This window comes from Mesorhizobium sp. BHbdii, assembly GCF_053848045.1.
On record NZ_JBSPKX010000005.1, the window covers coordinates 163916 to 176945 of the forward strand.

Here is a 13030-nt window from a genome sequence, read left to right on the forward strand (position 1 = left end):
GCAAATGCCACAGCGATGGATGCCTTGTGGCTGCCCGCCCTCAACCGTCATCGCGTGCGGAGGCCTATGGGTAGGACCAGCGCTATTGCTTCAGCACGTCGGCCCATTCCTTGTGACGATGGAACTGGGCGTTGGCGAACGGACAAAGCGGGATGATCTTCTTGCCCGCCGCGCGCGCGTCCTCGACGGCTCGGGTAACGAGGCGAAGCCCGGCGCCCTGGCCGCGAAACGCATCCGGCACCTCGGTGTGGTCGATGATGATCTGGTGCTCGCCGATCTTGGTGAAGGTCATTTCCGCCTCGGCGCCATCAGGCCCGCGCAAGAGATAACGGCCCTTGGAACCGCGATCCTCGAGTTCGATCTCCGGCAATTGGTCAAGCATTGCTTACGCTCCTTCTATCGGCGTAGCGGACAGGAACCGCCGCGCCGCCTCGATCTCGTTCGACTGCACCTCATGGCCGCCGTCGTGCCACTCCACTGTGACATCGGCGCCATCGGCGCGCAAATAGGCCTCCAGCCGCGACGTCAGGTTGGGCGGACATATCGGATCGCGCCTGCCTGCTGTGACCAGGATGCGACGGCGGGCGAGACTTCCCTCGATCTCCGGTTCGAACGGGATCAGCGGATGCATCAGCACCGCCGCGTCGAACAGAGAGGGCGCCGCGAACACCACCGACGCCAGGATGTTGGCGCCGTTGGAATAGCCGAGCCCAAGCACCGACGAGGGTTTTGCCGCCTCGACATGCGCCTTGACGAAACCAACCATCTTGTCCGTCGCTCGCGCCAGGTCGCCCATGTCGTAGACGCCCTCGCCGGTGCGGCGGAAAAAGCGCGCGGCACCGTGTTCCGAGACATCGCCGCGCGGCGAGACGATAGTCGCCTGCGGCGCGAGATCGCGCCCGAGCGACAGAAGCTGACTCTCGTCGGCCCCGGTCCCGTGGAAGACGAAGAGCAGCGATCCATCAGGCGAACCGGGCAGTGCTTTGTAGATGTAAGCGTCCTTACTCATGGCCTTGTCCTCAGTCTTCCAGCTTCTGCAAATGTTGCTCGAGATAGGGCCTCAGATGCCGGTGCTGCGACGGCAGCTTCAGCGCCTCGCCGAGATGGGCGGTGTCCTCGTCGCGGTCGAAGCCGGGCTCGTTGGTGGCGACTTCGAACAGCACGCCGCCCGGCGTGCGGAAATAGATCGCCCAGAAATAGTCACGATCGATGACCGGCGTCACCTGATAGCCGGTGTCCATCAGCGCCTTGCGCACTTCGAGTTGCTTGGCGCGGTTTTCGACAGCGAAGGCGACGTGGTGGACGGAGCCGGCGCCGAGATCGGCAAAAGCGGCGCCCGGCAACGATTCGATATCGACGATATTGGCGCCGTTGCCGTTCTTCACCGCCAGCCTTTTTACAGTGCCGGACGTGTCGACTTCTTCATAGCCCATGAATTTCAGCAGCTCTTCGGTGGCGCCGCCATCCTTCAGCCTGAGCGACACCGAGTGGAAGCCGCGGATCGCCTCGTCGGAGGGAACATCGCCCTTCGCCCACGGCGTACGGGTGTCTGCCTTGTTCTCGACCAGCGCAAACCCGTCACCATCGGGACCAGCGAAGCCAAGGCGCTTCTCACCGAAGCTCTCTTGGCGCGACAGCCCGGCGACGCCCTCATCGGCAAAACGCTTTTCCCAATAGGCGAGCGTGCCTTCGGGCACCGAATAGACCGTGGTGCCTACTTCGCCAACGCCGTGGCGACCCTTGCCGATATTGGGGAACGGAAAATAGGTCATCACCGAACCGGGCGTGCCGAGCTCGTCGGCATAATAGAGATGGTAGACATCCGGCGCGTCGAAATTGACGGTTTTCTTGACCCGGCGCAGGCCGAGCTTTTTGGTAAAGAACTCATTGTTCTGACGCGCATCCCTGGCCATCGAGGTGACGTGATGCAGGCCTTTGATCTGGTCGAGCATTTTTCCTGCTCCTTTCCTTGTCCTGTGCGGTCCATGCCGCGGTCCACGCCTATATGAGAACCGGCCAGCCAGCGGCAAAGGCCGCAAACACAGATGGACTGTGCTCTATAAGTGAACAATAAGGCGGATTTTGTTCACGATTTGGCGAATACCTGAGGCTTGCGTCGCCACAAAAATTCGGCTCCATGAGCGGCACGTTTTCAATGAAGGATACAGCATTGGTCAGAAAAGACAGGCGCCCGAATGTTCTCCTGATCACCTGCGACCAGTGGCGCAGCGACTGCCTGTCGGCGGCAGGCCACAAGGTGGTGCGGACGCCGAATGCCGACGCGCTCGCCGCCGAGGGTGTGCTGTTTCGACAGCATTATGGCGGCGCGGCGCCCTGCTCGCCGGCACGCGCCTGCCTATACACCGGCCTCTACCAGATGAACAACCGAGTTTGCCGCAACGGCACGCCGCTCGACGCCCGTCACGGCAACATCGCGCTCTCGGCGCGCAGCCTCGGCTATGATCCGACGCTGTTCGGCTATACCGACGTATCGCCCGATCCGCGCACGCTGGCGCCGGGCGACCCGCGGCTAAAAAGCTACGAAGGCGTGCTGCCCGGCTTCACCGTGCGCCAACTCCTGCCGGAGCACCAGAAACCGTGGCTGTCGTGGCTCAAGGCGCGCGGCATCGATAGCAGCGCCGGTTTTCCCGACATCCATCGCCCAGCGGATGAGATTGGAGCCAGGACCGACGGCGCGGTGACAAGCGCGCCGCCCGTCTACTCGAAGGACGAAACCCCTGCTGCTTTCCTGACCGGCGAATTCGCCCGCTGGCTTGACGAACAGGAGCGCGATACACCGTGGTTCGCGCATCTTTCCTTCCTCAGCCCGCATCCGCCCTTCATCGTGCCGGAGCCTTACAACAGGATGTATGATCCTGCCGAGGGACCGGCTTTCCACCGCGCCGTGAGCTGGCAGGCCGAGGCAGAAAGCCATCCCTACCTTGCCTATAACCTTGACCTGCAGGAGCGTTCGAATTTCCGCCCCGGCGCCGAGGGCAAGGTGCGCGACTGGGGCGACGACAATTTTGGCCGCATCCGCGCGCTCTATTACGGCATGATCTCGGAGGTCGACGCACAGCTTGGCCGCATCTGGCAGGCGGTCAAGGGGGCGAGTGCATGGGATGACACCATCGTCGTGCTGACCTCCGATCATGCCGAGATGATGGGCGACCATTACATGCTGGGCAAGGGCGGCTTCTTCGACGGCAGCTATCATATTCCGCTGATCATCCGCGACCCGCGTCGTCGCAAAGCGGCCGGCGCCAAGGTCGATCGCTTCACTGAGGCGGTGGACATAGCGCCGACATTGCTCGCCCTGCTTGGCGAGGAAACCCCGCCGCATCTCGACGGACGATCGCTGAAGCCGTTCCTGGACGCCGTCGAGCCGGGGGACTGGCGCGAGGCCGCGCATTGGGAATTCGATTTCCGCTCGGTTGCCGAAGGTGATGCCGAGCGCCATTTCGGCATCGGTCCGCGCCAGTGCAATCTGGCCGTCATCCGCACGAAACAATTCAAATATGTACATTTCGGCGGCGGCCTGCCGCCGCTGCTGTTCGACCTGGAGCAGGATCGAGACGAACTAACCAATGTCGCTGCCGATCCGGCCTATCTGCCGGTCCGGTTGGAGCTTGCCGAAAGGCTGCTTGCCTGGCGGGCCGAACATCTCGATCAGTCGCTGGCACTTGCCGAACTGACCGACGATGGCGTTGCCGGCCACGTCGCACCGCTGCCAACTTTCCAATCATAAAAAGGCCCGCGCCGTCGCCGGCGCGGGGCTTTTTTTCGTCGTTAGAGCGAATTAACGCATCATCATGCGCTGCTCGTCGCGCTTCTCTGCATAGGTGCCCTTGTCGTACGCGACCTGCGCCTCGAGCTGCTCCTTGGTGAAGTTCGTGTAGAGATAGCGGTTGCCATCCTTGTCGGTCATGAATTTAAGGTTGTCCATGCCGACCGCCACTTCCTTCTCGCCAACGCCGAGGAAACCGCCGACGTCGATGATCACGGCGTCGACCTTCTGGTCGCCCGTCAGCACGACGTCACCAATCTCACCGACATTGACATCATTGGCGCCATAGACGGTGGTTCCAACCAAGTCCTCGGACCGGATTTTGTCGACCGGCATTTCGGTCAGCGCCGACTTGTCGATCGCCGCGGTCTGCGTCTGGTCGGGGGCTGAAGCGTCAGGCGTTGCTGCAGCCGGAGCCTCGGCTGTCTTGTCCATGGGGGCCGGAGCAGCGGTTTCAGGCGTTGCCGCCGGAGCCTCGGCTGTCTTATCCGCCGGGGCTGGGGCCGGAGCTTCGGCTGTCTTGTCCATTGGCGCCGGAGCAGCGGTGTCAGGCGTTGCCGCCGGAGCTTCCGCGGTCTTCTCCGCCGGGGCTGGAGTGACTGCAGGGGTGGTGGTCACCGGCGCCGGCGTCGCCGCGTCAGTCGATGCGGTTGTCGCCGGGGCGGGATCATAGGGCTCGCGGTTGAACTCCGGCAACGCCTCCAGTTCTTCCTTCGTGGTCTCGGCGACCAGCCAGCGATCGCCATCCCTCTCCGCCCACTTGGCCTTGTCGAACTGATAGGCGACATTCTTTTCGCCAATCTCAAGGAAGCCGCCGACGCCAATGATCAGCGACTCGGCCTTGCCATCCTTGGCCAGGACGATGTCGTTCACGTCACCGATGTTTTGAGCGTCGTCGCCAGTGCCGTTGTAGACGGTTTCGCCGATGATATTGGTGGCAAGATTACCGTCGGCACGCTTCACAGGTTCGGCCGGAGCTGCGGTGCTATCGGCTGGAGCAGCCGGAGCGTTCTGTGCGGTGGTTTCCGTCGAGCCGGAAGGAGCGGCAGGAGCCGTAGCCGTAGTGTCATTGGCCGCAGGAGCCGGATCGAAAGCGCTACGGTCGAAGTCCGGCTGAGCCGTCAACTCATCCTTTGTGGTTTGCGCAATCAGCCAACGGTCGCCGTTCCGTTCGGCCCATTGCAGCTTATTGTAGTCGAAAGCCACGTTCTTGGCGCCAACGCCAAGAAAGCCGCCGACGCCGATGACGACGGATTTTGCCTGACCGTTTTCATCGAAGACCACGTCGTCGACATTGCCAATGTTCTCGGCATCGTCGCCTGTGCCATTATAGACCGATTCCCCGATGATGTTGGTCACAAGGCTGCCTTCGGCGCGCGCAACGGGAGCCGCAGGAGCGGTATCCTGGACTGCCGGGTCCTGCGTCGGCGCCGGGGTTGTAGCCGTCTGCGCATATGCACCGGTCGCAAGCAGCGCTGCGAGTGCGGTGGTGGTCAAAAGGGTGCGGATCATTTAATCCTCCTGCGTTATCTCGTTCGCACCGCGAGCATGGGAGATTGGTCGCGGCGTTACGTATTCACAACGTCGTGACCGCGCGGTTGTTCCGACACCATGGTGAGCGTCGTGAAAAAACCAGCCGAAACGCGCTCAATCATGCCCGCGGCCGGTGAGATTCGCTCCTGTATTTTCGTTAGAGCTGCGGAACTTTTTTTCAGCCGCCCCGTTCCAGCCTATGGCTGGGTCTGTCCTGGCCGATGATTATTCCAATGGTTGCCAAGAAAGAACGGAGTGGGGGGATGCGATTTGCGGCGGTGCTGAACCAGGAGGGCGGCACCCTGCGCACGATTGATCTTTCCGCCTTCACGGACCGGATGCGCCAGACGTTGGAGGCAGCAGGTCACTCCATCGATATCGACATCGTTGCCGGCAAGGACATCGTCGCTACGCTGGACCGCATCGCTTCGAAGCATAGCGTCGACATTGTGCTGGCCGGTGGCGGCGACGGCACCATTTCGGCCGCGGCTGCCCGGTTGATGGGCAGGAAGAAAGCACTTGCCATTTTACCGGCTGGCACGATGAACCTGTTCGCGCGCGGGCTTGGCATCCCACAGACCCTTGACGCGGCCGTGAAATCTCTTGCCGACGGCGAGGTGATCGCAGTCGATATGGCAACAGCCAACAATAAGCCATTCGTGCATCAGTTCTCGATCGGCATGCATGCCAGGATGGTTCAGCTTCGCCAGACCATGGAGTTTGGCTCGCGGTTGGGAAAGATGCGGGCTTCGGTCAAGGCTGCGTGGGCGGCGATCAACAACCCGTCGGCAATGAAGGTGACGCTGACCATCGGCGAATCCGAGATCGTGACGCGCACCACCGGCATCGGCATCACCAACAATCTGTTCGGTGAGGGTCACCTGCCCTATGCCGACAATCCCGCCGGCGGCGTGCTCGGCATCTATGTCACGGTGGCGCGGCGGCGTGGCGAACTGCTCAGGGTCCTTTTCGACATGGCGCGCGGCAAATGGCGCGACAGTGAGCATGTGGAAATCCACCAGGCTGACCGGGCCGTTTTGAAAGTGCACTCGGCTGCCAAGAAGTTCCGCGCCGTCATGGACGGCGAACTGGTCAGGCTTGACCCCGAAACGACGATCGAAATCCATCCTGGCGCGCTGAAGGTTCTGGTCCCGGCGCTCGCTGTCCAAGCGAAGGCAGCGTGATGCAGTCCGGCACAGTCGATCGGATAGCTTCAGCCTTTGGGAATCTCGCCCTGTTCGCCCCTGGGAAGCTCGCCCTGTTCGGTTGTCGACGTCTTGTCTATCATGTTGCCGTAGATCTCTGCGATGCCCCAGGCGATAAATGCCAAAAGCAGCGCGGCGATCAAGATACGGAAAGTGTGCCACCCCCAGCGTCCCTGGCGGGCTTTGTCTTCAGGAACGATCCTGGGCATGATCGGCCTCCATTTCGTTTGGCGCTGGCATGTCGTTTGGCGCTGGCGGGCGCGGCTGGCAAAACGTGGTTGGGTAACGGTTCCTCAAGGCGAAGGTTCCGGTTTCAGAGCCAGGCGACTGGCGAGAATGGCTGCAAGCCGATGCACTTGGGGGCCGTGTGGATAGTAGGGTAGTGAAAAAGCCGAATCTGCCGGTCGACGTCCTTAGTGTGGTAAGGGCGCAGGACCGGCTTGCAGTACTGCACGGTCTCGACGCCCTCGACACGGCGGCCGATCGTGACTTCGACCATATCAGCGGTCTTGCCGCCGCGGTGATGCTAGCGCCCATCGCGCTGGTGACGCTGGTCGATGTCGAGCGGCAACGGTTCAAGTCCTGTGTCGGCCTGGATGAAACCGAGGCCTCGACAGATGCATCTTTCTGCGCCCATACCATTGCCGCCGGCGACCAGCCGATGGTGGTGACCGATGCAACCACGGATTCACGCTTCAACGCCAGCCCGCTGGTCACTGGCCAGCAACATGTCCGTTTCTATGCGGGTGTGGCGATTGTGGTGGCCGGCGCCCGGATCGGCACGCTCTGCGTGCTCGACCGGAAGCCGCGGGCGTCGCCGTCTGCCGCCCAGCTCGAACAATTGACGGCGCTCGCCAGCCTCGCCGCCAGCCTGTTCGCATTGAAGGACGCCACCCGCAACGGCGCCAGCATCGCTGCGGCGCTGGCGCGCGAGGAAAAACGGCGCGGCATCGCGCTCGATGCCGCAGCGCTCGCGAGCTGGGCATGGGATATCCATACCGATATGATCGAATGCGATGTCCGGTTGTCCGAGCTGTTCGGCCTGCCGCGCTCGAATCGGCTGAGGGCGCGCGATATCCTTGCCGCTATCGACCCGCGTGATGTCTACCAGACCGAGACGCGCTTTCGTGACGCGCTGACCGGCAGCGACGACTATTTTGGCGAATACCGCGTCAAGGGCTTCACTCCGCCGCGCTGGCTCGCGACGCGCGGCCGTGTCATCGAGCGCGACGGCGACGGCAAGCCGACGCTGATCTTCGGCGTCAATTACGACATCACCGAACGCAAGCTCGGGGACGAGCGGCAACGGCTCTTGCTGCGCGAGTTGAACCATCGCGTCAAGAACACGCTGGCGACAGTGCAGGCGCTGGCGACGCAGACAGTTCGCCATGCGCGCCAGCCCAGCGAATTCCTTGAAGCCTTCAGCGCCAGGCTTCAGGCGCTGGGCGCCGCCCACAGCCTGCTATCCGACCGCGAGTGGCGCGGCATTGGCATCCGCGAACTCGTGCACATCGAGGTCAAGCCGTTCGACACCGCCGAACAGCCGCGCATTACGATCTCAGGCGCCGACCTGCTGCTTTCGCCCGACCAGGCAGTCGGGCTTGGCCTGATTCTGCATGAACTGGCCAGCAACGCACTGCAATACGGAGCGCTGTCGGCGGCTTCGGGCAAGGTCGATCTCGACTGGCAGGCGCAGGGCCGGAAAGGCGCACGGCGCCTGGTGCTGACCTGGCGCGAAAGCGGCGGGCCTGAAGTTGCCTCGCCCGAACGCCACGGCTTCGGCTCGATCCTGATCCGCCGCAGCCTGGCCAAGGTCATCTCCAGCGAAGTGATCCACGAATTCCGGCCGGAAGGCGTATTCGCCCAAATATCGATGCCACTGGAGGATCTGCCGAAGTGACGGCCCGGCCATGATCCCGAACCGAAGGTCCGCTTCAGCGAAAAGTGCAGCCCGGTTTTGGGATTAGATTGTGGTCAACAAGAAGAATCGCTTCGAGCTATTTCGCTTCGCCGGCATCCGGATCGTCGGCATCGGGCTTCACGTTCTCGCGGTAGATGGCGTAGGCGGCGAGTGCGATCGCTGGGCCGAGTATGGTGCCCAGGCCGCCTTTTCCCTTGAGTAGCGCCGGCAGCACGGCGAGCGCGGCCGTGATGCCGACCGCCTTCATATCGGCTTGGCGCCTCCGCGCCCGGCGTCGGGCGCGCGCGCCGGCCGACAGCTGATGGAAGAGCAGGAGAAGCCCTGTGATCACCAGGAAACCGACCCCAAAACCGAGGCAGGCTGCCATCGGCCCGTAGCGCCCCGCCACCCAGACATAGGCCGCTCCGACCAGGAAACCGACGCCGCACAGTGCGGCAAGTGCTGCGAGCGCATAGACGATTGCAGCCGTGCGCGCGCGGCGCACGGCTGCCACGGCTTCACCCGAGGCGAGCCCCGAGATCAACGATGCCAGCATTCCCATCTGGGCTGAGGCTTAGCGGCGCGCGAGAAGCGCGAATAGAAAGCCGACGCCTGCCGCGATCGCCAGCGACGTCACCGGCTTTTCGCGCACGCTCGCCACCACTTGGGCTTCGAGGTCCCTTGCGTTGCTGCGCATATTTTCAAACGCTGCTTCGCCTTGGGCGCGCAATTGCTCGATTCCTTCCGCGGCAACGCGACGAGCAGCCCCGTAACCATGTTGGCCGGTCTCGGCCAGCTGTTCGGTGAGTTTCTGAATGTCGACTTTCAACTGCCTGATATCGGCTTCAAGGTCCGAATTCGTCCGGCTTTCGTTCGGGGACTTTCCTGCGGCAGTCGCCATCACTTGACTCCTTGCGTTTGCTCGGGTCGAAACGCTCGACACACCCCAAGGTTCCGAATCGGAACAACTCCCATGAAAGGGTGTTTCCGCAAGCGAGTCCAGCCCGGCACGTCTCCGGTAGCCGCTCAGATCAGCGGTCGGCGAGCTTCGCTCAACCCTTGCCAGCGGGCGAGTTCCTTGAGCCTTTCGTTGTCGACCACCTCGCAGCCGCCGTCGCGCCAGAAGATAAGCTTGCGGTCCATCAGCTTGCGGATCGTCTTGTTGGTGTGGACCAGCGACAGGCCGAGGGTATCGGCGAGATGCTGCTGCGTGATCGGAATCTGCACGGGCGTCCTGCCGTTCAGCCCGACCACCCTGGCGCGGCTGGAGATGAACGCGATGAGATAGGCTGCAGGCTCGAGCGCGGTGCGTCTGCCAATACTGAGAGGTTCTCGTCCAGCATGCGCTCCTCTCGCGAGGCGATCCAGGTGATGTCGTAGGCGAGGCCCGGATGGCTGCGGTAGAGTTCGGGAAGGGCTTCCCGCTCGAAAACGCAGAGCAGCATCGGCGACAGCGCTTCCACGGAATGCTGCATTTCTCCCATCAGACTGCCTTGCAAGCCGATGAGATCGCCTGGCATGGAATAGTTCAAAATCTGGCGGCGGCCATCCGACAGCAATTTGTAGCGGAAAGCCCAACCCGACAGCACCGTATAGAGATGGGCGCTGTGGCTTCCCTCCACCAGAACCGTAGCTCCCTTGTCGACGGCCAGTTCGCCCTTCTTGACAGCGTCGACGAAGACAAGTTCCTGCTTCTCGAATGCCCGGAACGCCGGCAACGGCCGCAGTGGGCAGTTCTCACATGAATACCGGCGGGTGGAAAAAGAACGGCCGTTCTGGCCAGGCATTTCAATCCCTCTTCGAAAGCGGCCCTCTTCCGGAAGGCGATAGCAAACGCCCTGCAGGCATCGAGGTTCCGCCATCCGCGACGGGCATGTCTTTTTTAAATGACAGCATGCCAAATAACTTTAAATGACAGGAAGCCAAATAGGGATCATGATTCCTCTGTTCCCTGCGCCCCATGGAGACATTGCCACGTGCCCCCCTTGCTGGACGGATTGCGGATTCTTGTTCTGGAGGATGAATTCCTGATCGCCATGGATGTCGAGCAGCTTTGCCGCGACTACGGCGCCGGCGACGTGATCATCGCCCGCAATCTGGGTGAGATCGATCGGAAGAGCGTTGCCTCGCAATTCGACGCCGCCATCGTCGATCTCATGCTTGGCGGCGCTTCGACGCTCGATTTCGCTTCGCGGCTGCGCGAATCGGGCGTGCCTTTCGTCTTCGCCTCGGGCTATTCCGACATGGACGAAATCAAGGTGTCCTTTCCGGATGTCAGATTGGTCACCAAGCCTTATTCGGGAGACGATCTCGTGGAGGCAGTGGCGGCGGCGTGCGGGCGCGGCCCTCTTGTTTGATGTCCGGAAAACCGGACCGATATTACCGGGGCCCATATTGTCGAGGGTCAGTATTCAGGCGGCGTTCGACCCCGTCACCTGAGCCGATATCGCATCCGGGCCAAACTCGTCATCACCGGAAATCTTCAGGATTTCCTGCAGCCGCGTGCGGGCGCGGCTGACGCGGCTCTTGATCGTTCCGACCGCACAGCCGCAAATCACGGCGGCTTCCTCGTAGGAAAAGCCCGACGCGCCGATGAGGATGATGGCTTCGCGCTGGTCCTCGGGCAATTGCTCGAGCGCGCTACGAAAGTCCTTGAGGTCGAGCTGGCCGTGCTGGGCCGGATGGACGGCTAGTCTGGCCGTCATGATGCCGTCGCTGTCCTGCACCTCGCGGCCGCGCTTGCGCATCTGCGAATAGAATTCGTTGCGCAGGATGGTGAACAGCCAGGCCTTGAGATTGGTGCCCGGCTCGAAGCTTTCATGCTTGTCCCAGGCCTTCACCAGTGTTTCCTGCACCAGATCGTCGGCCTTGTCGGCGTTTTGCGTCAATGACACGGCAAAGGCCCGCAGGCTCGGAATCGAGCCGAGCAGATCCGTCTTGAAGCTCTGGGAGACGGCCGCCATGCCTCAGTCCTTTTTCCGTGCAGGTTGGGCCTGTTCCAATTGGCGGAGCAATTGGGCGAAGCGATCCGGCACGTTGTCGGAGACCAGCTCGTCGTAATATTGTTTGAGTTTGCGGCCGATTTCCGAGTTTGGCCCGAGCGGGTCGCCGGAAGCTGCCCGGCGCCTGTTTGCAGCGCCAGCCGTGGTATCTTTCGTCATCTCTTCATTTCGCCCTTTTTCCCAGTACCCTGCCGCCCTTCAATACACGACGCAAAGCAGGCGGTCCCCTCGTCTGGTTGCCCGTCCCGACCTCAAACGCCCTCTTCTTATATTAGTTCCAAACTCGTCGGAACTTTTTCGGAAAGCCGGCGTTTATGTTTTCAGGGTTTATTTTCGGGGCTTGTAATCATCTTGGCCTGCAATCAATCCAATTACGTCAGAGGGAGCCGTCCATCATGAGCCTGTCCGCAACCATCGCTCCGCACCTGCCGTTCCTGCGCCGCTTCTCGCGGGCTGTTTCCGGATCGCAGGAGAGTGGCGACGCGCTGGTCGCCGCGATGCTCGAAGCCATCATCGCCGACGTCGACATCTTTCCGGACGCGTCGAACGACCGCATCGCGCTCTACAAGGTATTCGCCAGGCTGTTCACCTCGGTCGCAATCCGCGTTCCGCAAGAACACCCGCAGTCGGCGTGGGAACAGCGCGCCGCCGCCAATCTGAACGCGATCTCACCCCGTCCCCGGCAGGCCTTCCTGCTGGTCGCCGTGGAAGGTTTCAGCGAAGACGAGGCGGCGGAGATTCTCGACGTTGACGATCAAGAATTCTCCGAACTCCTCGCCGAGGCCAGCAACGAGATTTCCCGCCAGGTGGCAACCGATGTGCTGATCATCGAGGACGAGCCGCTGATCGCCATGGACATCGAGCAAATGGTCGAAAGCCTGGGCCATCGTGTCGTCGGAACTGCGCGTACCCACGCCGAGGCGGTGGCGATGTTCACAAAGACGCGGCCGAAGATGGTGCTGGCCGACATCCAGCTGGCCGACGGCAGTTCGGGCATCGAAGCGGTGAACGAGATCCTGTCGTCCACGCCGGTGCCGGTGATCTTCATCACCGCCTTTCCCGAGCGCCTCCTGACCGGCGAGCGGCCGGAGCCGGCCTTCCTCGTCACCAAGCCGTTCAATCCGGATATGGTCAAGGCCCTGATCAGCCAGGCGTTGTTCTTCGACCGGCACGCGAAAGCCGCTGCATAGGACCGGGCAGGCCCGGCCTCACGCTGCCCCGTTTCCACCGGTCGCCCGTTTGCCACTGATCGAATGACGCCGGCCCCTTGCGGCTGGCAAACGTCACTTGCGCCTCGAACTTCCCCCTGCGCATGAGGATTCAATTCGGGCCGGAAAGATTTCCAGGGATAGTCTTTTTCGGGAAAAGGTGGAACAAACGGCAGCGAAAGACGTTCTTGCCGTACCATTTGAAGGAGATGGATCATGCTTTACTGGGCGCTCGTGTTTCTCGTCGTCGCGATCATTGCAGGCGCTCTTGGTTTCGGCGGTATTGCCGGGACCTCGGCAGGTATAGCACAGATATTGTTTTTCATCTTTCTGGCTTTCCTGATCATCTCGCTTATTGCGGGCTTGTTCAAACGCGCGTCGTGAACTGCGATCCA

At 62.0% G+C, this 13030-nt stretch carries 15 protein-coding genes and 1 pseudogene; 6 read left to right on the forward strand and 10 right to left on the reverse strand.

All coding sequences use genetic code 11. The features are described from left to right. Positions 1-82 precede the first annotated feature (82 nt). The 3 genes from ACWTU8_RS24245 to ACWTU8_RS24255 are packed head-to-tail and all read right to left on the reverse strand — an operon-like array spanning position 83 to position 1952. The gene (locus ACWTU8_RS24245; protein ID WP_029348700.1) at positions 83-382 is read right to left on the reverse strand and encodes a GNAT family N-acetyltransferase; all 300 of its coding nucleotides are present in this window, start codon (positions 380-382) and stop codon (positions 83-85) included. 3 nt (positions 383-385) lie between these two features. Further along, positions 386-1009 carry an alpha/beta hydrolase gene (locus ACWTU8_RS24250; protein WP_455850160.1) on the reverse strand — a complete coding sequence of 208 codons (624 nt, stop codon included), beginning with the start codon at positions 1007-1009 and terminating at the stop codon, positions 386-388. 10 nt (positions 1010-1019) lie between these two features. Then, the gene (locus ACWTU8_RS24255; protein WP_095517884.1) at positions 1020-1952 is read right to left on the reverse strand and encodes a VOC family protein; all 933 of its coding nucleotides are present in this window, start codon (positions 1950-1952) and stop codon (positions 1020-1022) included. A 218-nt stretch (positions 1953-2170) separates the two neighbouring features. Here ACWTU8_RS24255 and ACWTU8_RS24260 point away from each other — a divergent pair, with 218 nt between their 5' ends. Further along, a complete protein-coding gene (locus tag ACWTU8_RS24260; protein ID WP_455850161.1) occupies positions 2171-3748 on the forward strand; it encodes an alkaline phosphatase family protein in 1578 nt (525 codons plus the stop codon). A gap of 51 nt (positions 3749-3799) precedes the next feature. Here ACWTU8_RS24260 and ACWTU8_RS24265 read toward each other — a convergent pair whose 3' ends face one another. Further along, positions 3800-5299 carry a PRC-barrel domain-containing protein gene (locus ACWTU8_RS24265; RefSeq protein WP_455850162.1) on the reverse strand — a complete coding sequence of 500 codons (1500 nt, stop codon included), beginning with the start codon at positions 5297-5299 and terminating at the stop codon, positions 3800-3802. Positions 5300-5583: 284 nt separating this feature from the next. On the opposite strand from ACWTU8_RS24265, the gene ACWTU8_RS24270 reads away from it, so the two are divergent. After that, positions 5584-6504 carry a diacylglycerol/lipid kinase family protein gene (locus ACWTU8_RS24270; RefSeq protein WP_455850163.1) on the forward strand — a complete coding sequence of 307 codons (921 nt, stop codon included), beginning with the start codon at positions 5584-5586 and terminating at the stop codon, positions 6502-6504. Positions 6505-6533: 29 nt separating this feature from the next. On the opposite strand, the gene ACWTU8_RS24275 is transcribed toward ACWTU8_RS24270, so the two are convergent. Continuing rightward, positions 6534-6734 (reverse strand): hypothetical protein, encoded by a 201-nt coding sequence (locus ACWTU8_RS24275; protein WP_029348704.1) that lies wholly within the window; start codon positions 6732-6734, stop codon positions 6534-6536. A 173-nt stretch (positions 6735-6907) separates the two neighbouring features. On the opposite strand from ACWTU8_RS24275, the gene ACWTU8_RS24280 reads away from it, so the two are divergent. Next, complete coding sequence (locus ACWTU8_RS24280; protein WP_455850164.1) at positions 6908-8425, forward strand: sensor histidine kinase; 1518 nt, start codon at positions 6908-6910, stop codon at positions 8423-8425. A gap of 97 nt (positions 8426-8522) precedes the next feature. Here the strand turns inward: ACWTU8_RS24280 and ACWTU8_RS24285 are convergent, their stop codons facing one another. From ACWTU8_RS24285 to ACWTU8_RS24295, 3 genes and pseudogenes are all read right to left on the reverse strand, one after another. Next, positions 8523-8987, reverse strand: coding sequence for a hypothetical protein (locus tag ACWTU8_RS24285; protein ID WP_095517888.1), 465 nt, complete (start codon positions 8985-8987; stop codon positions 8523-8525). Positions 8988-8999: 12 nt separating this feature from the next. Beyond that, the gene (locus ACWTU8_RS24290) at positions 9000-9326 is read right to left on the reverse strand and encodes a DUF883 family protein (protein WP_455850165.1); all 327 of its coding nucleotides are present in this window, start codon (positions 9324-9326) and stop codon (positions 9000-9002) included. 125 nt (positions 9327-9451) lie between these two features. Then, positions 9452-10212: pseudogene (locus ACWTU8_RS24295) on the reverse strand (Crp/Fnr family transcriptional regulator). A 249-nt stretch (positions 10213-10461) separates the two neighbouring features. Between ACWTU8_RS24295 and ACWTU8_RS24300 the strand changes: the two are divergent. Further along, a complete protein-coding gene (locus ACWTU8_RS24300) occupies positions 10462-10782 on the forward strand; it encodes a response regulator (protein ID WP_065007520.1) in 321 nt (106 codons plus the stop codon). A gap of 54 nt (positions 10783-10836) precedes the next feature. Here ACWTU8_RS24300 and ACWTU8_RS24305 read toward each other — a convergent pair whose 3' ends face one another. Both ACWTU8_RS24305 and ACWTU8_RS24310 read right to left on the reverse strand, forming a co-directional pair. Further along, positions 10837-11388 (reverse strand): sigma-70 family RNA polymerase sigma factor, encoded by a 552-nt coding sequence (locus ACWTU8_RS24305; protein WP_455850166.1) that lies wholly within the window; start codon positions 11386-11388, stop codon positions 10837-10839. 3 nt (positions 11389-11391) lie between these two features. Beyond that, positions 11392-11586, reverse strand: coding sequence for a NepR family anti-sigma factor (locus tag ACWTU8_RS24310; RefSeq protein ID WP_455850167.1), 195 nt, complete (start codon positions 11584-11586; stop codon positions 11392-11394). Positions 11587-11822: 236 nt separating this feature from the next. Between ACWTU8_RS24310 and ACWTU8_RS24315 the strand changes: the two genes are divergently transcribed. Then, complete coding sequence (locus ACWTU8_RS24315; RefSeq protein ID WP_065007451.1) at positions 11823-12617, forward strand: response regulator; 795 nt, start codon at positions 11823-11825, stop codon at positions 12615-12617. Between the two features lie 234 nt (positions 12618-12851). After that, positions 12852-13019 carry a DUF1328 domain-containing protein gene (locus ACWTU8_RS24320; protein ID WP_023797107.1) on the forward strand — a complete coding sequence of 56 codons (168 nt, stop codon included), beginning with the start codon at positions 12852-12854 and terminating at the stop codon, positions 13017-13019. Positions 13020-13030 lie beyond the last annotated feature (11 nt).

What these genes read in the sequence shown, in the direction of transcription:
- ACWTU8_RS24270 (WP_455850163.1), top strand. Translation starts at nt 5,584, where the DNA reads ATGCGATTTGCGGCGGTGCTGAACCAGGAGGGCGGCACCCTGCGCACG.
- ACWTU8_RS24300 (WP_065007520.1), top strand. Translation starts at nt 10,462, where the DNA reads ATGGATGTCGAGCAGCTTTGCCGCGACTACGGCGCCGGCGACGTGATC.
- ACWTU8_RS24315 (WP_065007451.1), top strand. Translation starts at nt 11,823, where the DNA reads ATGAGCCTGTCCGCAACCATCGCTCCGCACCTGCCGTTCCTGCGCCGC.
- ACWTU8_RS24305 (WP_455850166.1), bottom strand. Translation starts at nt 11,388, where the DNA reads ATGGCGGCCGTCTCCCAGAGCTTCAAGACGGATCTGCTCGGCTCGATT.
- ACWTU8_RS24265 (WP_455850162.1), bottom strand. Translation starts at nt 5,299, where the DNA reads ATGATCCGCACCCTTTTGACCACCACCGCACTCGCAGCGCTGCTTGCG.
- ACWTU8_RS24310 (WP_455850167.1), bottom strand. Translation starts at nt 11,586, where the DNA reads ATGACGAAAGATACCACGGCTGGCGCTGCAAACAGGCGCCGGGCAGCT.
- ACWTU8_RS24290 (WP_455850165.1), bottom strand. Translation starts at nt 9,326, where the DNA reads ATGGCGACTGCCGCAGGAAAGTCCCCGAACGAAAGCCGGACGAATTCG.
- ACWTU8_RS24255 (WP_095517884.1), bottom strand. Translation starts at nt 1,952, where the DNA reads ATGCTCGACCAGATCAAAGGCCTGCATCACGTCACCTCGATGGCCAGG.
- ACWTU8_RS24250 (WP_455850160.1), bottom strand. Translation starts at nt 1,009, where the DNA reads ATGAGTAAGGACGCTTACATCTACAAAGCACTGCCCGGTTCGCCTGAT.
- ACWTU8_RS24245 (WP_029348700.1), bottom strand. Translation starts at nt 382, where the DNA reads ATGCTTGACCAATTGCCGGAGATCGAACTCGAGGATCGCGGTTCCAAG.
- ACWTU8_RS24275 (WP_029348704.1), bottom strand. Translation starts at nt 6,734, where the DNA reads ATGCCCAGGATCGTTCCTGAAGACAAAGCCCGCCAGGGACGCTGGGGG.
- ACWTU8_RS24320 (WP_023797107.1), top strand. Translation starts at nt 12,852, where the DNA reads ATGCTTTACTGGGCGCTCGTGTTTCTCGTCGTCGCGATCATTGCAGGC.
- ACWTU8_RS24285 (WP_095517888.1), bottom strand. Translation starts at nt 8,987, where the DNA reads ATGGGAATGCTGGCATCGTTGATCTCGGGGCTCGCCTCGGGTGAAGCC.